The organism is Curtobacterium sp. VKM Ac-2884, from assembly GCF_015350945.1.
Lineage (GTDB): Bacteria > Actinomycetota > Actinomycetes > Actinomycetales > Microbacteriaceae > Curtobacterium.
In genome coordinates, this window is the sequence record NZ_JADKSA010000002.1 from 368,118 (window position 1) to 390,051 (window position 21,934).

23 protein-coding genes are annotated in these 21,934 nt (G+C 71.3%); 16 read left to right on the forward strand and 7 right to left on the reverse strand.

Annotated elements, in window-relative coordinates:
• The first annotated feature begins 111 nt into the window (after positions 1-111).
• Both ITJ60_RS06215 and ITJ60_RS06220 read left to right on the forward strand, forming a co-directional pair.
• Positions 112-2,604 carry an ATP-binding protein gene (locus tag ITJ60_RS06215; protein ID WP_323749114.1) on the forward strand — a complete coding sequence of 831 codons (2,493 nt, stop codon included), beginning with the start codon at positions 112-114 and terminating at the stop codon, positions 2,602-2,604.
• Complete coding sequence (locus ITJ60_RS06220) at positions 2,601-3,302, forward strand: response regulator (protein ID WP_123937009.1); 702 nt, start codon at positions 2,601-2,603, stop codon at positions 3,300-3,302. The genes ITJ60_RS06215 and ITJ60_RS06220 overlap by 4 nt, the downstream gene beginning before the upstream one ends.
• Here ITJ60_RS06220 and ITJ60_RS06225 read toward each other — a convergent pair.
• The gene (locus tag ITJ60_RS06225; RefSeq protein ID WP_111083538.1) at positions 3,286-4,131 is read right to left on the reverse strand and encodes a helix-turn-helix transcriptional regulator; all 846 of its coding nucleotides are present in this window, start codon (positions 4,129-4,131) and stop codon (positions 3,286-3,288) included. The genes ITJ60_RS06220 and ITJ60_RS06225 overlap by 17 nt on opposite strands.
• 111 nt (positions 4,132-4,242) lie before the next feature.
• Between ITJ60_RS06225 and hxlB the strand changes: the two genes are divergently transcribed.
• The 3 genes from hxlB (at position 4,243) to ITJ60_RS06240 (ending at position 6,354) form a co-directional block, all read left to right on the forward strand.
• The gene (hxlB, locus tag ITJ60_RS06230; protein WP_123339553.1) at positions 4,243-4,806 is read left to right on the forward strand and encodes a 6-phospho-3-hexuloisomerase; all 564 of its coding nucleotides are present in this window, start codon (positions 4,243-4,245) and stop codon (positions 4,804-4,806) included.
• Positions 4,807-4,817: 11 nt separating this feature from the next.
• Entirely contained in the window at positions 4,818-5,441 is a 624-nt protein-coding gene (gene hxlA, locus ITJ60_RS06235; protein WP_027466791.1) for a 3-hexulose-6-phosphate synthase, read from the forward strand.
• Between the two features lie 172 nt (positions 5,442-5,613).
• Complete coding sequence (locus ITJ60_RS06240; RefSeq protein ID WP_194647326.1) at positions 5,614-6,354, forward strand: alpha/beta hydrolase; 741 nt, start codon at positions 5,614-5,616, stop codon at positions 6,352-6,354.
• A 24-nt stretch (positions 6,355-6,378) separates the two neighbouring features.
• Here the strand turns inward: ITJ60_RS06240 and ITJ60_RS06245 are convergent, their stop codons facing one another.
• Complete coding sequence (locus ITJ60_RS06245; protein WP_194647327.1) at positions 6,379-7,734, reverse strand: APC family permease; 1,356 nt, start codon at positions 7,732-7,734, stop codon at positions 6,379-6,381.
• Positions 7,735-7,879: 145 nt separating this feature from the next.
• Between ITJ60_RS06245 and ITJ60_RS06250 the strand changes: the two genes are divergently transcribed.
• Both ITJ60_RS06250 and ITJ60_RS06255 read left to right on the forward strand, forming a co-directional pair.
• Positions 7,880-8,647 carry an HAD family hydrolase gene (locus ITJ60_RS06250; RefSeq protein WP_194647328.1) on the forward strand — a complete coding sequence of 256 codons (768 nt, stop codon included), beginning with the start codon at positions 7,880-7,882 and terminating at the stop codon, positions 8,645-8,647.
• A 76-nt stretch (positions 8,648-8,723) separates the two neighbouring features.
• A complete protein-coding gene (locus ITJ60_RS06255) occupies positions 8,724-11,234 on the forward strand; it encodes a glycoside hydrolase family 65 protein (RefSeq protein WP_194647329.1) in 2,511 nt (836 codons plus the stop codon).
• A 39-nt stretch (positions 11,235-11,273) separates the two neighbouring features.
• On the opposite strand, the gene ITJ60_RS06260 is transcribed toward ITJ60_RS06255, so the two are convergent.
• Both ITJ60_RS06260 and ITJ60_RS06265 read right to left on the reverse strand, forming a co-directional pair.
• Complete coding sequence (locus ITJ60_RS06260; protein ID WP_194647330.1) at positions 11,274-11,660, reverse strand: VOC family protein; 387 nt, start codon at positions 11,658-11,660, stop codon at positions 11,274-11,276.
• Positions 11,657-12,172 carry a DUF1697 domain-containing protein gene (locus ITJ60_RS06265; protein WP_194647331.1) on the reverse strand — a complete coding sequence of 172 codons (516 nt, stop codon included), beginning with the start codon at positions 12,170-12,172 and terminating at the stop codon, positions 11,657-11,659. Before ITJ60_RS06265 ends, ITJ60_RS06260 begins: the two co-directional genes overlap by 4 nt.
• Positions 12,173-12,262: 90 nt before the next feature.
• On the opposite strand from ITJ60_RS06265, the gene ITJ60_RS06270 reads away from it, so the two are divergent.
• Together ITJ60_RS06270 and ITJ60_RS06275 are read left to right on the forward strand one after the other, a co-directional pair.
• Positions 12,263-12,835: an ArsR/SmtB family transcription factor gene (locus tag ITJ60_RS06270; RefSeq protein ID WP_123671389.1), complete on the forward strand. Its 573-nt coding sequence runs from the start codon at positions 12,263-12,265 to the stop codon at positions 12,833-12,835.
• The gene (locus ITJ60_RS06275) at positions 12,832-14,091 is read left to right on the forward strand and encodes an MFS transporter (RefSeq protein WP_194647332.1); all 1,260 of its coding nucleotides are present in this window, start codon (positions 12,832-12,834) and stop codon (positions 14,089-14,091) included. Before ITJ60_RS06270 ends, ITJ60_RS06275 begins: the two co-directional genes overlap by 4 nt.
• Before the next feature lie 19 nt (positions 14,092-14,110).
• Here ITJ60_RS06275 and ITJ60_RS06280 read toward each other — a convergent pair whose 3' ends face one another.
• Positions 14,111-14,371 (reverse strand): hypothetical protein, encoded by a 261-nt coding sequence (locus tag ITJ60_RS06280; RefSeq protein WP_133937394.1) that lies wholly within the window; start codon positions 14,369-14,371, stop codon positions 14,111-14,113.
• Between ITJ60_RS06280 and ITJ60_RS06285 the strand changes: the two genes are divergently transcribed.
• Together ITJ60_RS06285 and ITJ60_RS06290 are read left to right on the forward strand one after the other, a co-directional pair.
• Positions 14,364-14,939, forward strand: coding sequence for a prevent-host-death protein (locus tag ITJ60_RS06285; RefSeq protein ID WP_194647333.1), 576 nt, complete (start codon positions 14,364-14,366; stop codon positions 14,937-14,939). The two genes, ITJ60_RS06280 and ITJ60_RS06285, sit on opposite strands and share 8 nt — an antisense overlap.
• Positions 14,940-15,327: 388 nt before the next feature.
• Positions 15,328-15,780 (forward strand): hypothetical protein, encoded by a 453-nt coding sequence (locus tag ITJ60_RS06290; RefSeq protein WP_194647334.1) that lies wholly within the window; start codon positions 15,328-15,330, stop codon positions 15,778-15,780.
• Positions 15,781-15,925: 145 nt separating this feature from the next.
• On the opposite strand, the gene ITJ60_RS06295 is transcribed toward ITJ60_RS06290, so the two are convergent.
• Complete coding sequence (locus tag ITJ60_RS06295; protein WP_123339432.1) at positions 15,926-17,398, reverse strand: NCS2 family permease; 1,473 nt, start codon at positions 17,396-17,398, stop codon at positions 15,926-15,928.
• 176 nt (positions 17,399-17,574) lie between these two features.
• Between ITJ60_RS06295 and folE the strand changes: the two genes are divergently transcribed.
• The 5 genes from folE to ITJ60_RS06320 all read left to right on the forward strand — a co-directional run bounded on the left by folE (position 17,575) and on the right by ITJ60_RS06320 (position 21,232).
• Positions 17,575-18,168 carry a GTP cyclohydrolase I gene (folE, locus tag ITJ60_RS06300; RefSeq protein WP_194647608.1) on the forward strand — a complete coding sequence of 198 codons (594 nt, stop codon included), beginning with the start codon at positions 17,575-17,577 and terminating at the stop codon, positions 18,166-18,168.
• Positions 18,165-19,103: a dihydropteroate synthase gene (gene folP / locus ITJ60_RS06305; protein ID WP_194647335.1), complete on the forward strand. Its 939-nt coding sequence runs from the start codon at positions 18,165-18,167 to the stop codon at positions 19,101-19,103. The genes folE and folP overlap by 4 nt, the downstream gene beginning before the upstream one ends.
• A complete protein-coding gene (locus tag ITJ60_RS06310) occupies positions 19,100-19,909 on the forward strand; it encodes a pyrimidine reductase family protein (RefSeq protein ID WP_194647336.1) in 810 nt (269 codons plus the stop codon). Before folP ends, ITJ60_RS06310 begins: the two co-directional genes overlap by 4 nt.
• 10 nt (positions 19,910-19,919) lie before the next feature.
• Positions 19,920-20,573 carry an HAD-IA family hydrolase gene (locus ITJ60_RS06315; RefSeq protein WP_194647337.1) on the forward strand — a complete coding sequence of 218 codons (654 nt, stop codon included), beginning with the start codon at positions 19,920-19,922 and terminating at the stop codon, positions 20,571-20,573.
• A gap of 116 nt (positions 20,574-20,689) precedes the next feature.
• The gene (locus tag ITJ60_RS06320; protein ID WP_111083520.1) at positions 20,690-21,232 is read left to right on the forward strand and encodes a type 1 glutamine amidotransferase domain-containing protein; all 543 of its coding nucleotides are present in this window, start codon (positions 20,690-20,692) and stop codon (positions 21,230-21,232) included.
• A 46-nt stretch (positions 21,233-21,278) separates the two neighbouring features.
• On the opposite strand, the gene ITJ60_RS06325 is transcribed toward ITJ60_RS06320, so the two are convergent.
• Positions 21,279-21,815, reverse strand: a complete 537-nt coding sequence (locus tag ITJ60_RS06325) for a molybdenum cofactor biosysynthesis protein (RefSeq protein ID WP_194647609.1) — start codon at positions 21,813-21,815, stop codon at positions 21,279-21,281.
• Positions 21,816-21,934: the final 119 nt, after the last annotated feature.

Here is a 21,934-nt window from a genome sequence, read left to right on the forward strand (position 1 = left end):
GGTGGTCATCGCGCCCCGACTCACTGGGGCGCGATGACCACACGGGGGCGCGATCCCGCCCTGCGCCTGGCTTCGCACCCGCTGCGGAACTCGACGCGAGAGGATGAGCACGTGAAGCGCGGCAAGCTACGGGTGCTGCTCGGTGCCGCACCGGGCGTCGGTAAGACGTTCACCATGCTCGAGGAGGGCCGCCGGCTGCTCGACGAGGGCCGGGACGTCGTCGTCGCCGTGGTCGAGACGCACGAACGCGCCGCCACCGCCGCCCTGGTGAACGGGCTCGAGGTCGTGCCCCGCCGCACCGTCTCGCACCGCGGTGTCGACCTGGACGACCTCGATCTCGACGCCGTCATCGCCCGGGCACCCGAGGTCGCCCTCGTCGACGAACTCGCACACACGAACGCTCCCGGCAGTGCGAACGAGAAGCGCTGGCAGGATGTCGAAGCGCTGCGAACCGCTGGCATCGACGTCATCTCGACGGTCAACGTGCAGCACATGCAGTCCCTCGGGGACGTGGTCCGCGAGATCACGGGCACCGTGCAGCGCGAGACCGTCCCCGACGCCGTGGTGCGCGCGGCCGACCAGATCGAGGTCGTCGACCTGGCGCCGGCTGCGCTGCGGGAGCGGCTCTCCGACGGACTCGTGTACCCGGCCGCCCGGATCGATGCGGCCCTGTCGAACTACTTCCGGCTCGGGAACCTGACGGCGTTGCGCGAGATCGCGCTGCTCTGGCTGGCAGACGAGGTCGACGACGCGCTCAAGGCCTACCGCGCCGAGCACGGCATCGAGCACCGGTGGGAGACCCGGGAGCGCGTGCTCGTCGCCCTGACCGGCGGGCCCGAGGGCGAGACCCTGCTGCGCCGCGGGGCCCGCATCGCTGCCCGCAGTGCCGGGGGCGAACTCGCGGCCGTGCACGTGACGACGAACGACGGCCTGCGCGAGCGGCACCCGGGGGCGCTCGGTGCCCAGCGCACCCTGCTCGAACAGCTCGGCGGGACGTACCACCAGGTGGTCGGCGACGACGTGCCGTCGACCCTCGTGCGGTTCGCGCGGTCGATCGATGCGACCCAGATCGTCATCGGCGTCAGCCGTCGCAGTCGGCTCGCCGCGGCCCTGACCGGCCCGGGCATCGGCAACACCGTGATCCGTGAGTCCGGCGACATCGACGTGCACGTCGTCACGCACGAGCGCGCCGGTGGTGGCTTCGCCCTGCCGAAGCTCGGCGGCAGTCTGTCGCGTGGACGGGTCCTCGCCGCGTTCGTGCTCTCGGTCCTGGTCGGGCCCCTGCTCACCTGGGTCCTGTCGATCGGCAGCGACCCCGACGCCATCACCGTGGACGTCCTGGCGTACCAGTTGCTGGTGCTCGTCGTGGCGCTCGTCGGCGGGATGTGGCCGGCGGTGTTCACGGCGGTGCTGTCCGGACTGAGCCTCGACTTCTTCTTCGTCCAACCCCTGCACATGGTCACGGTGCAGCAGCCGTGGCACCTCTTCGCCCTGGTCATGTACGTGATCAGCGCCGTGCTCGTCAGCTTCGTGGTCGACCGGTCCGCCAGGCGTTCGCGTGCTGCCCGTCGCGCCGCGGCGGAGTCCGGCCTGCTGATGGGGATCGCCGGCAGCGTCCTCCGCGGCGACGACGCCCTGCAGGCCCTGCTCGACCGCACCCGCGAGGCCTTCGGGTTCGCCGGCGTCCGGATCCGGCAGGGGAACGAGGAACCCGCCACGTCGGGGACGTTCGGCGAGACGCCGGACGCGGCCACGAGCCTCCCGTCCGGCGCCGTGCTCGAGTTCGCGGGCGCTCCGGACGACCCGACCCAGCGCCGGCTGCTGCGTGTCGTCGAGCAGCAGCTCGACGCCGCGGTCGAACACCGCTCGTTGACACGCACTGCGCTGGACGCGGAGCGGATCGCCGCGGCGGACCGCGTCCGCAGCGCGATCCTCGCGGCCGTCGGCCACGACGTGCGTCGGCCGATCGCGGCCGCCTCGGCCGCCGTCCAGTCGTTGCGTGCGTTGGACGTCGACCTGTCACGGGCCGACCGGGAGGCACTGCTCGCGACCGCCGACGAGAGCCTCGGTCAGCTGGCGGTGCTGTTGGCGGACCTGTTGGACGTCAGTCGTGTGCAGGCGGGTGTGCTCGCGGTCGCGTCCGGGCCGCTGGCCCTCGACACGGTGGTCGCCCCCGCGCTCGACGAGCTCGAGCTCGGGCCCGACGACGTCGACCTCGACCTGCCGGCGGACCTGCCCCCGGTCCTCGCCGACCCGGTCCTGCTGCAGCGGGTCGTCGTGAACCTGCTCGCGAACGCCGTCCGCTACGCACCCGACGGCACCCGTGTGCGCGTCGCGGCGAGCGCCTTCGGCGGCGGGGTCGAGCTCCGGATCGCCGACCACGGTCCGGGGATCCCGTCGGACCGGGTCGACGAGGTCTTCCAGCCGTTCCAGCGGCTCGGCGACACCGACAACGAGACGGGCCTCGGGCTCGGTCTCGCACTCGCGCGGGGCTTCACCGAGGGCATGGGCGGCACGATCGAGGTCGACGACACCCCGGGCGGTGGGCTCACCGTCGTGGTGCGGCTGCCGATCGCCGGGCACGTGGGAGTGGAGCTCCGGTGAAGGTGCTGATCGCCGACGACGACGCGCAACTCGTCCGAGCGCTCTCCGTCACGCTCGCCGCCCGCGGGTACGAGGTCGTGACGGCGAAGGACGGCCGTGCGGCGATCGACGCCGTCATCACCGAACGGCCCGACCTGGTGCTGCTCGACCTGGGCATGCCCCGGCTCGACGGCATCGGGGTGCTCGAGGGCATCCGGGGGTGGTCGCAGGTGCCGGTGCTCGTGCTGTCCGGACGGACCGACTCGTCCGACAAGGTCGACGCACTCGACGCCGGCGCGGACGACTACGTGACGAAGCCGTTCCAGATGGACGAGCTGCTGGCGCGGCTGCGGGCCCTCGGACGACGCCGTGCCCCGGCCGGCGTCGACAGCGCGCCGACGATCCGGATCGGCGACCTCGTCGTGGACCTCGTCGCGAAGCAGGTCACCCCGGCCAGCGGTCCCGCGATCCGGCTGACCCCGACCGAGTGGCGCCTGCTCGAGGTGCTCGTCACGAACCCCGACCGGCTGATGACCCGCGAGATGCTCCTGACCGAGGTGTGGGGGCCGTCGCACGGCAACGACTCCGGGTACCTGCGGCTGTACATGGCGCAGCTGCGGCGGAAGCTCGAGCCCGACTCGGCGACCCCGCGGTACCTGGTCACCGAGTCCGGCATGGGCTACCGCTTCAGCCCCTCCGGGGTCACGCCCGGGAACTGAAGGCGGCGAGCTCGGCACGGGTGCGGGCCCCGTGTTTCCGGAGCAGGTTCGCCACGTGGTACTTCACGGTGTTGACGCTGATGCCCAGGCCCTCGGCGATCTCGCGGTTGCCGACACCCGTCGCGAGCAGCCGCAGCACGTCCCGCTCCCGCGGGGTGAGGTCGTCGTCCGCGACCGAGTCCACCTCGGTCGGCGAGGGGTCGAGGGGCAGCGAGATGTCGAGGACCGAGCCCCAGTCCGGCGTGCTCGACACCTGGACGCGGCCGTCGAGAGTGACGACCCGTTCTGCGATCGGCCGCATGGCGTCGTCGTGCACGTCGAGGGTGCCGGACCCGTCGTCACGGAGCTGCATGAGCAGGTTCCGGCCGTCGCAGTCCCACTGGATGCGGACCCGCTTGGCCGCACCACCGTCGACAAGCGCGAGGACGGCGGTCCGGACGATGGCGCGGGCCGCGTGGGCGACGTCGCCGGGCAGCGCGCGTCCGGTGGTGGGCGGCTCGACGAACTGCACGTCGAGGTCGCCGAACCGGACGAGCGGGCGCAGGTCGGCTCGGAGGCGCGAGAACGCCCCGGTGACCGGCTCGAGCAGGGTGCTGCGCTGGTGGTCGGTCTCGGTGCGCAGGTCGACGAGTGCGGCCGACGCGATCTCGACGGCCTCGGCCCGCGCGGCGGCGTCCGACACCCGTGGTGACCGGAGCACGGCGAGCACGGACTCGAGGGTGAGCGCCTGACGGTCCGCCTGCTCGGCGACGGTCCGTGCGTGCTCCGAGGCGGCGAGCCGACTGGCGGGCTCGCCACGGGCCTCCCGGTCGGGTGCGATGGCGTCCATGGGAGCCGAACCTACCTGTCCCACCCGTGCGGACGGGGCCACCCGATCGGGTGGGAGGCCTGCCGACGCGGGTAGCGGTGCGGCGGCCCGCGTGACGGCATGCTCGTGCACATGGCAGAACCCACCGTCCCCGCAGCGTTCGACGTGATCGTGCGCGAGGTCACCGACCTCGCCGCGAACGTCGACGACGCGTCGGCCGAGCGCGCCCTCGACCTGATCGACCGCTCCCACCGCGTCTTCGTGCACGGTGCCGGCCGTTCCGGACTCGCACTGCGCATGACCGCGATGCGGCTCATGCACCTCGGCCGCGACGTCCACGTCGTCGGTGAGGTCACCACGCCCGCGATCCGGCCCGGGGACGTGCTCCTCGTCGCGAGCGGTTCCGGCACGACCACCGGCATCGTGCAGGCGGCCCGCACCGCGCACGATGTCGGCGCGTCCGTCGTCGCCCTGTCGACCACCGACGACTCCCCGTTGTCCGAGGTCGCCGACGTCACCCTCGTGCTGCCGGCAGCGACGAAGACCGACCGCTCGGGCACGGCCTCGGCGCAGTACGCCGGCAGCCTCTTCGAGCAGGCCGTCGCCCTGGTCGGCGACGCGCTGTTCCACACGCTCTGGTCCCGCGGCGGGCAGTCCGCCGACGACCTCTGGCCCCGACACGCAAACCTCGAATGAAAGGCATCCACATGCAGCTCCAGTTCGCCATGGACACCCTGACCACCGAAGCCGCCCTCGAACTCGCCGCCGCGGCCGCGCCGCACGTCGACGTCCTCGAGCTCGGCACGCCCCTGATCAAGAGCGCCGGCCTGTCCGCCGTCACCGCGATCAAGGAAGCCCACCCGGACAAGATCGTCTTCGCCGACCTCAAGACGATGGACGCCGGCGAGCTCGAGGCCGACATCGCGTTCTCGGCCGGAGCCGACCTGGTCACCGTCCTCGGTGTCGCTGGTGACTCGACCATCGTCGGCGCCGTCAAGGCCGCGAAGAAGCACGGCAAGGGCATCGTCGTCGACCTGATCGGCGTCTCCGACAAGGCCGCTCGTGCCCGCGAGGTCGTCGCGCTCGGTGCCGAGTTCGTCGAGGTCCACGCCGGACTCGACGAGCAGGCGGAAGAGGGCTTCACGTTCTCGACCCTGCTCGACGCCGGCAAGGAGTCGGGCGTGCCGTTCTCGATCGCCGGTGGCGTGAACGCGTCGTCCGTCGCCTCGGTGCAGGAGGCCGGTGCCCGCATCGCCGTCGCCGGCAGCGCGATCTACAGCGCGTCGGACGTCGGCGCAGCAGCCGCGGAGATCCGCGCCGCGATCAAGTAGCGTCCGCGGCGCCCGCGGCGTCCGCGTCGCGATGGTGAGCAGAAACGGTCGAGTGCGCATCCCGCACCCGACCTTTTCTGCTCACCGAGTGACCTCCGTCCGCGCTCGACGAACCGGGCGATCCCCTGCCCGACGGTCGGAACGAGGTGCTGATGCGCCGTACGGTGGTCGCATGAACCGAGTACTGCGATGGACCGCGTGGATCGTCGCCGTGCTGCTGGTGGTCGTGGTGGTGTTCCTCGTCTGGGCGCACATCGTCATGCAGGGCACCCGGAGCGCTGCGCTGCAGGTCTGGCGCGACGACCGTGTGTCGGTCCAGGACGCCGGTGACTCCGTGGTGATGACGCCCACGGGGCAGGCCGACGGCAAGGGCATCGTGTTCATCCCGGGTGCGAAGGTCGATCCGTACGCGTACATGGCGACCTTCCGGCAGGTGGTCGCGAACGGCACGACGGTCGTCATCACGAAGCCGACGCTGAACCTCGCGTTCTTCGACACCCGGCCGCTCTCGACCTTCGAGGCGCACGCGCCGGACGTCGCGACGTGGGCAGTCGGCGGGCACTCGCTGGGCGGGGTGCGCGCCTGCCAGCTCGCGCAGGACGCGGACGGCCTGCTGCTGCTCGGCAGCTACTGCGCGAACGACATCAGCACGTCGTACATCGACGTGCTGAGCGTCTCGGGGTCGCGTGACGGGCTCTCGACGCCCGACAAGGTCGACGCGGCCCGGCACCTGCTGCCGTCGACCGCGACGATGACCGAGGTCAAGGGTTCGAACCACGCCGACTTCGGCGCCTACGGGGACCAGCCGGGCGACCGCACGGCGACCATCAGCCGCGAAGCCGCCCGCGAGCAGATCTCCTCGGCGATCGAGGAGTGGGCGCGCGACCTGCCGCCGGCTTCCGGCCTGCGCTGACCGGGAGGCCCGTGGTGCGCCGCGTCAGCGGATGACGCCCGCCTCGTGGTCGCGTCCAGAGCGTCGCCCGGTGACCCGGGCGACGAAGTACAGCACCACGCCGACGGCGAGCAGGATCGTCGCGTAGAGCCAGACCTGCCCGCTCTGCTGCGTCAGCAGCAGCACGCACGACGCGACGCCGAGCACGGGGACGAACGTCCACACGCGGAAGTGGTCGTGGTCGACGCGGTCGCGGCGCAGCACCAGCACGGCGACGTTCGTGCTGATGAACACGAAGAGCAGCAGGAGCACGACGGTCTCGGCCAGGACACCCACGTCGCCGACCAGGGTGAGGAGCATCGCGACGACGGTGGTCGCCATGATGGCGGTCCACGGCGTCTTCCGGTTCGGCAGCACCTTCGCCAGCAGCGCGGGCAACAGTCGCTGCTCCGCCATGCCGTAGGTCACCCGGCTCGACATGATCATGGTGAGCAGGGCGCCGTTCGCGACGGCGACCAGGGCGATGAGGCTGAAGACCCAGTCCGGGATCGGGACTCCGCTGGCCGACACCACGGCCAGGAGCGGCCCGGTCGAGTCCGACAGTTCGGACGCCGGCAACGCGATCGAGCTGGCGAGACCGACGAGGACGTAGACGACGCCTGCGGTGGCGAGGGCACCGAACAGGGCCTTCGGGTAGACCCGGCTCGGCTCGCGGACCTCCTCCGCGACGTTCGCCGAGGTCTCGAACCCGACGAACGAGTAGTAGGCGACGATCGCCGCGCTCAGGGTCGCGAGCGCCGGGTTCGCCTCGGCCGGGAACGCGCCGATGCGGGAGACGTCGCCGCCTCCGCCGCCGAGCATCACGGCGACGACCACGATGACGATCACGAGCCCGGACACCTCGATGACGGTCATCACGACGTTGCTCTTCAGCGAGTCCGAGATGCCGCGGGCGTTCAGGCAGGCGATCAGCGCGAGGAACACGATCGCGGTCGGGACGGGCGGCAGGTCCACGAACGTGCCGAGGTAGTCGCCGGCGAACGCGAGCGACAGGCCCGCGGCGCTCGTGACACCGGCCGCGAGCATGCTGAACCCGACCAGGAACGACACGATGGGCGTCTTGTAGGCACGCTCGGCGAACACCGCGGCGCCGCCGGCCTTCGGGTACTTCGTCACGAGTTCCGCGTACGAGCCCGCGGTGAGGAGGGCCAGCAGCAGCGCGAGCAGGAGCGGTGCCCAGAGTGCGCCGCCGACGTCCTTCGACAGGGTGCCCATCAGCGCGTAGATCCCGGCGCCGAGGACGTCGCCGAGGATGAAGAGGTACAGGAGCGGCCCGGTGATGGCCTGCTTGAGCTTGGATCCGGCGCCGTCGTGCTGGGGCGCCGCGGTGTCGCTGGTCATGGTGGAGCCTTCCGTCCGGACCAGCGTGTCGACCGCCGGCTCAGGGAGTTCACAGGCCGCCGGCCGCGAGTGAACACCCGTCCTGGAGCGGTCCTAGACTCGACGAGAGCAACGTCCACGAACCCCGTTCCCTGAAGGGCTGCAGATGACGACGCCGACCCGGCGCACACCCGCGCGACTCGCGGACACGCGAGCGCTCCTGTTCGACCTGGACGGTGTCCTCACCCCCACCGCCGACGTGCACATGCGCGCCTGGAGCCGGCTCTTCACGCCGTACCTCGAAGCGCACGGGGTCGCGCCGTACACGCAGGCCGACTACTTCGCGTACATCGACGGCAAGCCGCGGTACGACGGCGTGCGGTCGCTCCTCGGGTCGCGGGGCATCGACCTGCCGGAGGGCACCCCGGACGACGGCCCGGACGACGACACCGTGTGCGGTCTCGGCAACCGGAAGAACGCCGAGTTCACCGCTGAGCTGGACGAACACGGCGTCGAGCCGTACCCCGGCTCGCTCCGGTTCCTCACCGCCGCGATCGACGCCGGCTTCCACGTCGCGGTCGTCTCGAGTTCCGCGAACGCCGTCTCGGTGCTGCGGACCGCCGGCATCCTCGACCGGTTCACGGTCGTGGTCGACGGGCTCGTCGCCCGCCAGGACGGACTGGCCGGCAAGCCCGCGCCCGACACGTACCTGGACGCCGCAGGGCGCTTCGGGCTGACCGCTGCCGAGTGCGTCGTGGTCGAGGACGCCACCAGTGGTGTCGAAGCCGGCCGGAACGGGGCCTTCGGGCTCGTCGTCGGGGTCGACCGCGGAGCGGGCGCCGACGCGCTGCGTGAACACGGTGCCGACGTCGTCGTGACGGACCTCGCAGACCTGGTCGCGGACCTTCCCCACGCGACCACCAGCACGACGTAGCCAGCGCGCCGGAGGCGAGCCGCGCCTCCCGGTCGAACCGACGTCCCCACGCCACCCTCCCTTCCCACGGAGCACCATGAACCCCATCACCTCGGACCCGCTCGACCGCGTCCGGTACCCGATCGACGAGTGGGCACTCGTCGAGACCGAGTACACCCCCGACCAGCAGGGCGTCGCCGAGACGAACTTCGCCGTCGGCAACGGGTACCTCGGCCTGCGTGGCAACCTCGACGAGGGCCGTGGCGGTGTGCAGTACGGCACCTACATCAACGGCTTCCACGAGACCTGGCCGATCCGGCACGCCGAGGACGCCTTCGGGTTCGCCAAGACCGGTCAGACGATCATCAACGCGCCCGACGCGAAGGTGATCCGGCTCTACGTCGACGACGAACCCCTCGTGCTGGCCGAGGCGGACATCCTCCACCACACGCGGCGCCTCGAGTTCCGCGGCGGCTACCTGTTCCGCGAGACCGAGTGGTCGACGCCGTCCGGCAAGCGCGTGCTGATCCGGTCCCGCCGCCTGGTGTCGTTCACCGATCGGCACCTCGCCGTGATCGACTACGAGGTCACCGTGCTCGACGCGGACGCCTCGATCCTGCTGTCCAGCCAGATCCTGAACCGCCAGGACGTGCAGGACGAGTACCACGCGGGGATGCGCGCCGCAGCGAACGCCTTCGACCCCCGCAAGGCCGAGGCCTTCACCGACCGGGTGCTCGAACCGAAGCTCAAGCGCAGCACCGGTGCCCGCTCCCTGCTCGGGTACCAGGCGTCGAGCTCCGGCATGACCATCTGCGTCGGTGTGGAGCACCACCTCGAGACCGAGAACAGCTGGGACGAGTCGTCGTCGATCGACGACGACCTGGCCAAGCACGTCTACCGCGTCCAGGCGCGTGCCGGGCAGCCGATCCGACTCGTCAAGCACGTGGTCTACCACACCTCCCGCGGTGTCCCGGTGCGCGAACTCGCCGACCGCTGCGACCGCACGCTCGACCGGGCGCACGCCGAGAACATCGACGAGACGTTCGAGAAGCAGCGCGTCTGGCTCGACGACTACTGGGCCCGGAGCGACGTCGAGATCGCCGGGCAGCCGGAGATCCAGCAGGCCGTCCGGTGGAACCTGTTCATGCTCGCGCAGGCCACGGCCCGCACCGACGGGCACGGCATCGCCGCCAAGGGCGTCACCGGCTCCGGCTACGGCGGGCACTACTTCTGGGACATGGAGATCTACGTCCTGCCGTTCCTGTCGTACACGGCGCCGATCGTCGCCCGGAACGCGCTGCGGTTCCGCTACAACATGCTCGACGCCGCACGCTCGCGGGCTCGCGAGCTGAACCAGCGGGGTGCCCTGTTCCCGTGGCGCACGATCAACGGTGAGGAGTCGAGCGCGTACTACGCCGCCGGCACCGCGCAGTACCACATCGACGCCGACATCGCCCATGCCCTGATGCAGTACGTGCGGGCCTCCGGTGACACCGAGTTCCTGAAGCGCGGGGCGATCGACGTGCTCGTCGAGACCGCTCGACTGTGGGCCGACCTCGGCTTCTGGCGCTCCAACGGCGACAAGAAGTTCCACATCGACGGCGTCACCGGGCCCGACGAGTACACGACCGTCGTCGACGACAACCTCTACACGAACGTCATGGCGCGGGCGAACCTGTGGTTCGCGGTGAACGCGTGCCGCGAACTCGCGGCCGACGACGTCGAGGAGTACGACCGGATGGTCCGACGCACCGGTCTGCGCCCCGACGAGCTCGTCGAGTGGGAGCACGCCGCCGAGTCGATGGAGATCCCCTTCGACCCGCACCGTGGCATCCACCCGCAGGACGCCCAGTTCCTCGACAAGGAACTCTGGGACCTCGAGAACACCCCCGAGTCCAAGCGCCCGCTGCTGCTGCACTACCACCCGCTGGTCATCTACCGGTTCCAGGTGCTCAAGCAGGCCGACGTCGTGCTCGCGCTGTTCCTGCAGGGGCACGAGTTCACCGCGGCCGAGAAGCGCCGCGACTTCGACTACTACGACGCGCTCACCACGGGCGACTCGACGCTGTCGGCGGTCGTGCAGTCGATCATGGCGGCCGAGGTCGGGTACCACGACCTCGCCGACCAGTACTTCCAGACGGCGCTCTACGTCGACCTGGCCGACCTGCACGGCAACACCTCGGACGGCGTGCACATCGCGTCGACCGGCGGTATCTGGGGTGCGCTCGTCAACGGGTTCGGCGGCATGCGCGACCACGGCGGCCGGATGACGTTCAACCCGCGACTGCCGCGGCACTGGGACTCGCTGACCTACCGTCTGACCGTGCGCGGGTCGCGGGTCCGCGTCGACCTCGGCCAGGACAGCATGACGTTCACGGTCGAGACCGGCACGGGCTTCACCGCCTGGGTGCACAACCAGCAGTGGGACATCGAGGCCGGCGAGCCGACCGTTGTTCCGTTGCCGCACCAGGGGCCGCGGATGTCCGGGCACGCGCCGACCACGAGCGACATCCAGGGCACGCTCCGTGCGGACGGCTCCGTGATCACGGCGTCGATCCCGACGATCTCGCTCCAGCGTGACTTCGACGTGGACGAGACGACCGCGTAGGACGCCGGTCCGGCGGCCGGAAGGGCCCCGCTCGACCGGTCAGCTCGCGACGAGCTCGACCTTGAAGCGTTCGGCGTCCTCCAGGAAGGCCGCTCGGTGGTCCGGTCCGCCGGCGAACGGGTGCCGGTCCTCGTACAGGCGGGTCCAGCCGTGCGTCGGCGCGTCCGCCCACAGCTGCTCGACCTGCTCCGCATCGCCGGCGTGGAACGCGAGGTGGCTCAGTCCGGGGCGTCGACGGTCGTGCATGCCGTCGAGCGGTGCGGTCTCGAGCACGACGTAGACGCTGCCGAGCCGCCAGCTCCGGCCCTCCGACCACGCCTGGAACGGCGTGTAGCCGAGCTCGCCGAGCAGCCAACCCCACGCGCTGCTCGCCGTGTCGAGACGGGCGGTGCGGAGCTCGACGTGGTGCAGGGCGCCTCGGGTCACAGGAGCTTCCGGAGCGTGTTCGTGTTGCGCGTCGTGGTCGTGCGCTTGAAGCGTGCTGCCCCGGCCCGCTTCGCGAACACGGTGTCCGTGCTCGACCCCTTCGGGCACGACCAGTACACGACCCCGTCACCCCGGGCGACCTGCTCCACGGCGGCGTCGAGCGTGAGGTCGGCGAGCAGCGCGTCGAGGGCGTCGTCGTCGGAGCCGAACACCACGTAGTCGTGCCGATCGTCGGCCCGGTCGAACGGGAACCGTTCGACGATGCCTTCGAGGTCGTCGTGCGGGACGAGCACGATCCACGCGTCGTAGCCGAAGCGCTGGCGGAGCGCCTGTTCGATCGTGGCCTTCAGGGTGCGCCCATCGGCGTCCGTGCCGAACACCACGTTGCCGGATGCGAGCACCGTGCGGACGTCCTCGAAGCCGAGTCCGCGGAGCAGCTCCGCGAGGTCGGCGTTCTTGATCGTGATGCCGTTGACGTTCACTCCGCGCAGCAGCGCGATCCACTTCGCCATGCCGGAACCGTAGCGCGGTGGCGGCGGCCCCGGTCGATCAACTGCACAAGAAGCATTGCGCAAGAGTTATTGTGCATCTATCGTCAGGGCATGACCGTGCGCAGACTCGACGACGCCGCCCACATGCGCGCCCTCGCTCACCCGACCCGACTGCGGATCGTCGGGCTCCTGCGCTCCGGTGGACCGCAGACCGCGGCGATGCTCGGCGACGAGATCGACGAGGCGCCCGGCACGATCAGCTACCACTGCAAGCGGCTGGCAGACGCGGACTTCATCGAGCCGGCGCCGGAGCTCGGTTCGGACCGGCGGGAGCGGTGGTGGCGGGCGACTGCGGACCACACGTCGTGGGACCTCGCCGATGCGTTCGACGACCCGGAACGCATGCTCGCCACGACGGCACTCGACCACACCGTCGCCGATGCGTACGCGGCCGAGTACGGGCGGTTCATCGACCAGGCGCCGGTGCTCGGCCGTGAGTGGGTCGCGGCGTCGACCAGTTCCGACGAGGTGCTGCGGCTGACCGCCGAGGAACTCACCGGCCTCGGCGCCGAACTGCGTGCCGTCGTCGAGCGATGGACGGCCGTGAGTGACGCGCACACTCCGGGCGACGGGTCGGAGCGCGTCATCGCCGTCACACAGAGCTACCGGATGGGGCGACCGTGAACGCCCGGGCACGGTTGCGTGCACTGCTCGCGGTCCAGGTCGTCTCGCGGACCGGCAACGTCGTCACGACCGTGGCCGTGCCCTTCGCCGTGCTGGCCCGGGGCGGATCGGCGACGGACGTCGGGATCGCCGCCTTCGCCGCGACGGTGCCCATCGTCCTCGGCGGCCCCTTCGGCGGGGCGCTCGTCGAACGGGTCGGGTTCGTCCGTTCGAGTGTGGCGTCGGACCTCGTCAGCGGTGCGACCCTGCTGGCGATGCCGGTGCTCGCCTGGACCGTGGGTCTGCCGTTCTGGGCGCTCCTGTCACTCGTCTTCGTGAGCGGCCTCTTCGACCTGCCCGGGGAGTCCGCACGTCGGGTCCTGCTCCCGGGACTCGCACGATCGGCCGGCGTCCCGCTGGAGCGCGCGGTCGGTCACTTCGAAGCGTCCCAGCGACTCTCGGTGCTCATCGGTGCACCGCTCGGCGGGGTGCTCGTCGCCGCCGCGGGGCCGATGGCCGCACTCGTCTGCACCGCGGTGGCGTTCGGCACCGCAGCCCTGCTCGCTGCGGTGCTGGTCCGGCCAGCGGGCGACGGCGCAACGGCCGTGAGCGCTGACGCGGCTCCGACCAACGGGTACTGGCGGGACATCGCCGAAGGGTTCCGGTTCTGCGTCCGCGATCCGTTCTTCCGGCTCGTGATCGCCCTCGTGCTGATCACGAACCTGCTCGACGCGGCCCGGTCGACGACGTTGCTCCCGCTCTACGCCGCCGACACCCTCGGCGGGGCGCAGGCGCTGGGCTTCGTGACCGGGACCTTCGGGGGTGCGGCGTTCCTCGGGTCGGTGGCCTTCGGGTACGTCGCACACCGCGTACCTCGCCGGATCACGTTCGTCGTGTGCTTCGTGCTCGCGGGTGGGCCCTCGCTCCTGGTGCCGGCGCTCGGCCTCGGGCTGCCGTGGATGCTCGCGGCTTCGGCGGTGTCGGGCCTCGCCGCCGGGTCACTCAACCCGATCCTCGGTGCCGTCGAGCTCGAGCGCATCCCGGAGCACATGCGCGCTCGGGTGTTCGGGCTGCTCGGAGCTGGGTCGTGGGCGGGGATCCCGCTCGGCGGACTGCTCGCCGGGTTCGCGGCCGAGGGTGTCGGTGTGCAGGCGACGTTCGGGGCGGTCGTCGTGCTCTACACCGTCGTGACGCTCGCGCCGCTGACGGGTGGTGCCTGGCGTCTCATGGAGCGACCGGCTCCGGAGCGGGCGCCGGTCGAGCGCGTGACGACGTAGTCCGCACCCGGGGCGGCGCTCACGTCCACGTCCGCGCGACGCCCCAGCCGCTGCCCTCGGGCACGATGTCGACCACCAGCGTGTCCCCGTCGTCGGCCGTGGCCTGGAACCGCCAGCCGACCGTGCGCTCGGGGGCGTGGGTGATGGCGGTCGGCAGCTCGGCCCGCGTCACGGTCAGACGGGTCGGGGTGTCGCTCACCCGCCAACGGCGCCCGCCCCAGACCAGCCGGCTCGGTGCGCCCTCGGCCCACCACACCGTGGCGGCTGTCTCCGTGATCATCATCAGGTCTCCTCGTTCGAACGTGTGTTCGAATGCTAAGTCGCAATCGAACCGCGAGCAACTGCGATTTGTGTTCAGAATGCGTTCTGAATACGATGACTCCATGACCTTGACCGCTCCTCCTCGCTCACGTCGTGCCGTCCAGTCGTCTGACCTCTCACGCCATTCGAAAGACGTGTTCGCCGCAGCCGAGGAAGAACCGCTCGAGGTCACGCGGCGCGATGGAAAAGCGCTCGTGCTCACGACGAAGGAGCGCTCGGACGACGACGACGCGGTCCTCGAGATCGCTGCGCAGTTGATCGCTGCAGTGACCGTCAACGAGGGGCTGCCACTCCATGATCGACTCGCCATCCCGTACCCGTGGATCAAGCTGCTGAGTCGAGACGACCAGCAGCGATTCGCACGCGAGATCGTCGATGTGGCACGTGGATCCTTCTCGCTCAGGCAGCCGCGGGCCTTGCTCGTCGAGATGCAGGCGTGGCGCAGCAGTGCCGAGGCGATCGCGGCGGGCTGGAGCACCGGCGACCCAGAACTCCTCGAGCACCCGATCGTCCTCGACGCGCCGTGAAGCCGTGGTCAGTCGCGGCACTGGTGTCCCCCGGCCGGTACGGACGACGGAGTTCACGGTCGTCCTGGGCACGCGCTCGGCAGAACACGGCTGGCGAGACGTCCTGGCGACACAGCGGAACGCAGTCGTGTCGGCCTGGGAGCGGTTGACCAGCGATCCCTTGTCCGAAGACCTGGCCTGCCATGCGCTCCGCGGTGCGCTCGGCGTCGTCCGGCACTCGGGTCGCGAATGGACACGTCGGCAACTCGAACTGAAGCGGGGAGCGCGGATCTGGTTCACGGTGGACGAGGCGGATCGAGTCGTCTGCATCACAGACGTCCACACGCGTCATCCCAACCAGACGAAGTGACTGCGCCTGACCTCGGACGCCCTCGTGTAGACGGGGTGCATGACGAACGACGATGAGGGCCCCGACGGACAGCACCAGGTCCCCGAGGGGGTCTCCGACGCCACGGTCGAGGCGCTCGGCACACTGTCGGCCGCGGTCGAGGTCATCGAGCACGCCCGCGGCCTGCTCTACGGCTTCCACCGCCTGACGGGCACCGCCGACCTGAACCTCGGCGAAGCCGTCGAGCAGCTCCGGAAGGCGGGCCACACCGAACTGGCCGACCGCATCGACACGGAGCTCGTGGGCCGCAACGTCATCGCCGGCCGCTGGACGTTCCAGGTCGTCGAGGACTACGACGACGGGTACTACGCGCTCGCGAAGGAGCTGGAGCGTACTGCGCGGGACGAGCTCGTGCAGGGGCGCCGCCACCTGTTCGAGGCGGGCATGAAGGAGGACCGGCGGACGGGCGGTCGACGCCACCACGAGGCGACGCCGATCGACCTGCCGGACTGAGCACGGGCCTCCCGACCGGCCCGAACGCGAAAGCGACGGTTCTCCGCGGATGTTTCGCGGACAACTGTCGCTTTCGTGGACCACCCTCGGACGGCCCCACAGGAACTGGCGCTCTTGCAGACCAGCCCCTGCCCAGCGCCAGGCCTCAGCCGACGCCGAGCAGCGCCTCGAGCGGCCCCCGCGCGAAGTACAGCAGGAAGCCCGCGGCGACGACGTAGAGCAGCCACGACACCTCGCGACCCCGGCCGGACAGCAGCTTGATGAGCACCCAGCTGATGAAGCCCACGCCGATGCCGTTCGCGATCGAGTAGGTGAGCGGCATGACGACGATCGTCAGGAACGCCGGCAGCGCCGACCCGAAGTCCGTCCACGAGATGTCCGCCACCTGCGCGACCATCAGGGCGCCGACGACGACGAGTCCGGCGGCGGCGACCTCGAGCGGGACGACCTGCGTGAGCGGGGTGAGGAACATCGACGCCAGGAACAGCAGGCCGGTGACGACCGATGCCATGCCGGTGCGCGCGCCTTCGCCGATGCCGGCGGCGGAGTCGATGAAGACGGTGTTCGACGACACCGAGGCGCCACCGCCGGCGATCGCGCCGACGCCCTCGACGACGAGCGCCGACTTCAGGCGGGGGAACGTGCCGTCGGGCTTCGCGACGCCGGCGGCCTTCGCCAGGCCGGTCATGGTGCCCATCGCGTCGAAGAAGTTCGTGAACACGAGCGTGAAGACGAGCATCGACGCCGCCAACGGCCCGATGCGGCTGAACGCGCCGAACAGGTCGGCGTGGCCGACGAGCGAGAGGTCGGGGAACGCGAAGAGCGCACTCGGCAGGCCGGGGGCGTTGAGGTTCCAGCCGGTCTTCGAGTCGACCGAGGTCGGCACCTGGAAGATCGCCTGCAGGATGATCGCGATGATCGTCGTCGCGACGATCCCGATGAGCAGCGCGCCCTTGACCTTGCGGGCCATGAGCGTGCCGATGATGACGAGGCCGATCAGGAACACGATGGTCGGCAGGGCGCCGACGGAGCCGTCCTCACCGAGCTGCAGGGGCGGCGACGCGAGCCCGGACGATCGCACGAAGCCCGAGTCGACGAGGCCGATGAAGGCGATGAACAGACCGATGCCGACGGTGATCGCTGCCTTCAGCTGCGCCGGGACGGCGGTGAAGATCATCGTCCGGATCCCCGTCAACGCCAGGACCACGATGATCACGCCGTTGATGACGACGAGTCCCATCGCCTCGGCCCAGGTGACCTGCTGCACGACGCTGACGGCCAGGAACGAGTTGATCCCGAGGCCCGCGGCGATGCCGAACGGCAGGTTCGCGATGACGCCCATGGCGATGGTCATCAGGCCGGCGACGAGGCCGGTCGCGGCGGCGACCTGCGCGTTCTCGAGCCAGCCGCCGGAGACGTCCTTGGCGGCCTGGTCGGCGCTGAACCCACCGAGGATCAGCGGGTTGAGGATGACGATGTACGCCATCGTCACGAACGAGACGAGTCCGCCCCGCACCTCGCGCGGGATCGTGGATCCGCGCTTCGTGATGGAGAAGTATCGATCGAGGCCGGTCGCGAAGCGGTTCCGGGGTGGGGTGTCGGTCTGCGGGGCGCTCACCGAGCAAGTTTAAAGCCTGCTGGGTTTCCGGCATGTCACAGGATCCTCACAGGGCGCGCAGGGTGCGCCGATGTTCGACCGGGAGGCCCGACCCGCGTGATCGGGGGACGTCACGCCGTGCGCCGGCTCGCGTTCTCCGGCCATGGCTGGTGTTGGATGGACCGGTGACGTCACGCATGGACCGTGCCCGCGTCGAGGCCGCGGTGCGCGAACTCCTGCTCGGCATCGGCGAGGATCCCGACCGCCCCGAACTCGAACGCACACCCGCTCGGGTCGCCGACTCATACGCCGAGTTCTTCGCCGGCATCGGCACGGACGCCGTGGCCATCGCCCGCGACGGCACCGTGCACGCCGAGGACGGTGAACGCGGCCGACTCGTCATCGTCCGCGACGTGAAGTTCCGGTCCGTCTGCGAGCACCACCTGCTGCCGTTCCTCGGGGTCGCGCACCTGGCCTACGCGCCGGGCGACCGGCTGATCGGGCTCGGCACCCTCTCGCGTGTGCTCGATGCCGTGGCCTCGCGTCCGCAGCTGCAGGAACGACTGGGCGAGCAGGTCGCCGCGACGATCGCCGAGGGGCTCGGCGCCGAGGGGGTCCTCGTGGTCCTCGACGCGCAGCACCAGTGCGTGACGACCCGTGGGGAGCGCCAGACCGGCTCGACGACCGTCACGGTCGCGGCGAACGGTTCGCTGGCCGACGCCGCGGGCCGGGCCGAGGCGATCGCGCTCATCGGTGCGGGGCGTGTGACGGACACCGAGGCGGACGCATGACGTCTGAGGGGGCCGCCACGGGCCTCCAGGCAGGATCGACCGCACCCGGCTGGGTGGTGCCCGACCTGCGCGACCCGGTCCGCACGATCGGACGCCGCTCGTTCGACTTCGACCACCGCATCGCCGTGATGGCGATCGTGAACCGCACGCCCGACTCGTTCCACGACCGCGGTGCCACCTTCGAGCTCGACCGCGCCGTCGCCGCCGCCGTCCGGGCTGCCGAACAGGGTGCCGACTGGGTCGACATCGGCGGCGTGAAGTTCGCTCCGGGGCCCGAACTGCCCGCTGCGGACGAGGTCGACCGCGTCGTCCCCGTCGTCGAGCAGCTCGCCCAGGAGTCCGACGTCACCATCAGCGTCGACACGTTCCGCCCCGAGGTCGCCGCAGCGGCGATCGCAGCTGGCGCGAGCGTGGTCAACGACACCACCGGCCTGTCCGATCCCCGGATGGCGGCCGTCGTCGCGGACTCCGAGGCGACGATCGTCATCACGCACTCGCTCGCCGAACCCCGACGGCCCCTCGCAGCGCCGCCGCAGTACGACGACGTCACCGCGTCCGTCGTCGGGTTCCTGCGGGAGCGCGTCGACCGGGCGCTCGCCGCGGGGATCCCGGAGTCGCGGATCGTCGTCGACCCGGGCCACGACCTCAACAAGAACACCGTGCACACGCTCGAGGTGACCCGGCGCCTGCCCGAGGTCGTGGCGCTCGGCTACCCGGTGCTCGCGGCGGTGTCCAACAAGGACTTCGTGGGGGAATCGCTCGGACGCCCGCGCGGCGAACGCCTGGCGGGGTCGCTCGCCGTCGCGACCGTGAGCGCGATGCTCGGGGCGCGGATCGTCCGGATGCACGACGTCGCCGAGAGCGTCGACGCGATGCGCATGGTCGAGGCGACGCTCGGCTGGCGAGCCCCGGTGGAAGCGCGGCACAACACGTGAACCTCCTGCCCCCGTCGATCGCGGACCTGTCCGACGACGACCTCATCGACCTGTACACCGCGGGTGCGTCGGCGCCGTGGCTGCGGGTGAACTTCGTGGCGACGCTCGACGGGTCCGCCTCGGCCGCCGGGGTCTCCGGGGCGCTCGGCGGCCCGGACGACCTGCGCGTGTTCGACCTGCTCCGCCGGGTGGCCGACGTCGTGCTCGTCGCCGCGGGCACCGTGCGGGACGAGGGCTACGGGCCGATGGTCCTGCACGACGCCGACGTGGCCTGGCGCCGGGCGCACGGCATGCCCGACCACCCGGTGTTCGCGATCGTGTCGCGGTCACTGTCGCTGGACGCCGGATCCCGGGTGTTCACCGAGGCCCCGGTCCGGGCGGTCGTCCTGACCTCCGCGGCTGCGGCGGCGTCGGACGCCGGGGTCGCGCTGTCGTCCGTCGCCGACGTCGTGCCCTGCAGTGCCGACACCGACCCCGACTCGGTCGACGTGTCGCTCGTCCGCGACGCACTGGTGGCGCGGGGGCTCGGCACGATCCACTGCGAGGGCGGCCCGTCGTTCCTCGGGTCGCTCATCGCATCGGACGCCGTCGACGAGCTGACCCTGACGATCGACCCGTCGCTCGAGGGCGGCACCGGGCCCCGGATCGCCCGCGGCGGTTCCCCGGAGCTGCGGCGGATGCGCCCCGCGCACGTGCTCCGCGGTGCGGGTGACGTGCTGCTGACCCGGTACGTCCGGGCGGAGCCGTCCGCCCGCGTCTCGGAGCCGACCGCCCGCGTCTCGGTGCCGGTCGACCGCGTCGGCTAGGGTCGGGCGCGTGATCGACATCGTGGCGTCCGGGGTCCTCTTCGACATGGACGGGACGCTCGTCGACTCGACCGCGGTGGTCGAGGCCACCTGGACCCGCTTCGGTCAGGACCGCGGCATCGAGCCCGCCGAGATCCTGGCCTTCTCGCACGGCCGTCAGGCGATCAGCACGATCGAGCACTTCCTGCCCGACCTCGACCGCGACGAACAGCTCCGCATCGCCGCCGCACTGGTCGCCGAGGAGAGCGCGAGCAGCGAGGGCATCTTCGAGATCCCCGGCGCCGCGGCCTTCGTCGACCGGCTCCTCGGGGCGGGGGTGCCGGTGGCCCTCGTGACGAGTGCACCGCGCGACCTGGCCGCCGGCCGGATGGCGGCAGCGGGCCTGACCATGCCGACGGCGTTCGTGCCGTCCGAGGACGTCGAGCACGGCAAGCCGCACCCCGACGGGTACCTGCGCGGTGCTGCGCTGCTCGGTGTCGCGGCAACCGATTGCGTCGCGTTCGAGGACGCCCCCGCCGGTCTCGAGTCGGCCATCGCCTCGGGAGCTACCACGGTCGTCGTCGGCCCGCACGAGTCGGACGTCACGGCCGGGCTCTACCGGGTGTCGGGGTACGACGGCATCACCGTCGAGGCCGAAGGGTCCGCTTTCCGCATCCGCGGCTGAGGACCCGGTGCGTCCTGCGGGCACGCTCAGCGCTCCCCGACGACCCTCGGGTGTGCGGCCGGGACCACCGGGCCGCACGTGCGGCCCGGAACCACCGTGCCGCGGAAGGAGCGACCATGGCAACCCTGGACGGCAAGAAGGTCCTCGTCATCGCGACGAACTACGGCGTGGAGCAGGACGAGATCGTCGTGCCCGTCGACCAGCTCCGCGAGCGCGGCGCGACGGTGACCGTGGCGGCGCAGGACTCCGGTTCGATCGCGACCCTCGTCGGCGACAAGGACCCCGGCAAGTCCCTCGACCCCGACACCACCATCGCCGGTGTCAACGTGACCGGGTACGACGCACTCGTGGTCCCCGGCGGCACCATCAACGCCGACACCCTGCGACAGGACAACTCGGCGGTCTCCCTGGTGACGGCCTTCGTCGAGGCGAACAAGCCCGTCGCGGCGATCTGCCACGGCCCGTGGACCCTCATCGAGGCCGGTGTGCTGCGCGGACGGACGATCACCTCGTTCCCGTCGCTGCAGACCGACGTCCGGAACGCCGGCGCCGAGTGGGTCGACCAGGAGGTCCAGGTCGACGGCGGCATCATCACCTCGCGGAACCCCGACGACCTGCCGGCCTTCGTCGACGCGATCGAGAGCGCGCTGACCGCGTGAGCACGGTGCGCCGCCGCTGGCGGCCCTGCCGCTGGCGGCGCTGCCGTCAGCCCAGTGCGACGGGGCGGGTCGTCCGGAGCACCGCGGGTCCGAGGGTGAGCACGCCGTCGGACTCGGGGTCGCACCGCACGCCGCCCCGTCCACGCATCGCCCGGAACGCCCCCGGCGCCACCTCGTGGTCCATCCAGGCGCACGGGTTCGCCGACCGGTACCCGCGGAACAGCACGGCATCGCTGCCGGGACTCTGCAGCAAGAACGGCTCGCCTCGGAGTGCCTCGACGTCGGCGCCCCGCAGGAACACGTTCCGCCGGGTCGCCACGGGGTCGACCGGCACGCCGAGCGATCGTTCGACCTCTTCGAGGCCCTCGAGTCCGAGGACCGTCACCGAGGCGTGCACGTGCGCCCGTGCCGCGAAGTAGCGGTCGCCGACGATGCCGAGTCCCGCACGCAGTTCGATGCGGTCGCGCAGCTCGTCCGGGTCGTCCGACCGGACCGGCAGGGCACCGTCGGCCGGCCTGCCCTCGTAGCGGTGGCGGCGCGACACGAGCAGCAGCGCGATCTCGACGTCGGTCCGGAACGGCAGGTCGGCGGAGTCGGCGAGGCCGGCGAGCTCGTCGGGGCCGACCCGGTGGTCAGACCCGGCCACGTCGTCTCCGGAGGTCACCCGCCCAACGCTAGCCGGGCCTCCCGGTCGACGCCGTG

Bases quoted from the DNA above. Each gene is read 5' to 3' on its own strand.
- ITJ60_RS06225 (WP_111083538.1), bottom strand. From the start codon at position 4,131: ATGGACGCCATCGCACCCGACCGGGAGGCCCGTGGCGAGCCCGCCAGT.
- hxlB (WP_123339553.1), top strand. From the start codon at position 4,243: ATGGCAGAACCCACCGTCCCCGCAGCGTTCGACGTGATCGTGCGCGAG.
- hxlA (WP_027466791.1), top strand. From the start codon at position 4,818: ATGCAGCTCCAGTTCGCCATGGACACCCTGACCACCGAAGCCGCCCTC.
- ITJ60_RS06240 (WP_194647326.1), top strand. From the start codon at position 5,614: ATGAACCGAGTACTGCGATGGACCGCGTGGATCGTCGCCGTGCTGCTG.
- ITJ60_RS06245 (WP_194647327.1), bottom strand. From the start codon at position 7,734: ATGACCAGCGACACCGCGGCGCCCCAGCACGACGGCGCCGGATCCAAG.
- ITJ60_RS06250 (WP_194647328.1), top strand. From the start codon at position 7,880: ATGACGACGCCGACCCGGCGCACACCCGCGCGACTCGCGGACACGCGA.
- ITJ60_RS06255 (WP_194647329.1), top strand. From the start codon at position 8,724: ATGAACCCCATCACCTCGGACCCGCTCGACCGCGTCCGGTACCCGATC.
- ITJ60_RS06265 (WP_194647331.1), bottom strand. From the start codon at position 12,172: ATGGCGAAGTGGATCGCGCTGCTGCGCGGAGTGAACGTCAACGGCATC.
- ITJ60_RS06270 (WP_123671389.1), top strand. From the start codon at position 12,263: ATGACCGTGCGCAGACTCGACGACGCCGCCCACATGCGCGCCCTCGCT.
- ITJ60_RS06280 (WP_133937394.1), bottom strand. From the start codon at position 14,371: ATGATCACGGAGACAGCCGCCACGGTGTGGTGGGCCGAGGGCGCACCG.
- ITJ60_RS06290 (WP_194647334.1), top strand. From the start codon at position 15,328: ATGACGAACGACGATGAGGGCCCCGACGGACAGCACCAGGTCCCCGAG.
- folE (WP_194647608.1), top strand. From the start codon at position 17,575: ATGGACCGTGCCCGCGTCGAGGCCGCGGTGCGCGAACTCCTGCTCGGC.
- folP (WP_194647335.1), top strand. From the start codon at position 18,165: ATGACGTCTGAGGGGGCCGCCACGGGCCTCCAGGCAGGATCGACCGCA.
- ITJ60_RS06320 (WP_111083520.1), top strand. From the start codon at position 20,690: ATGGCAACCCTGGACGGCAAGAAGGTCCTCGTCATCGCGACGAACTAC.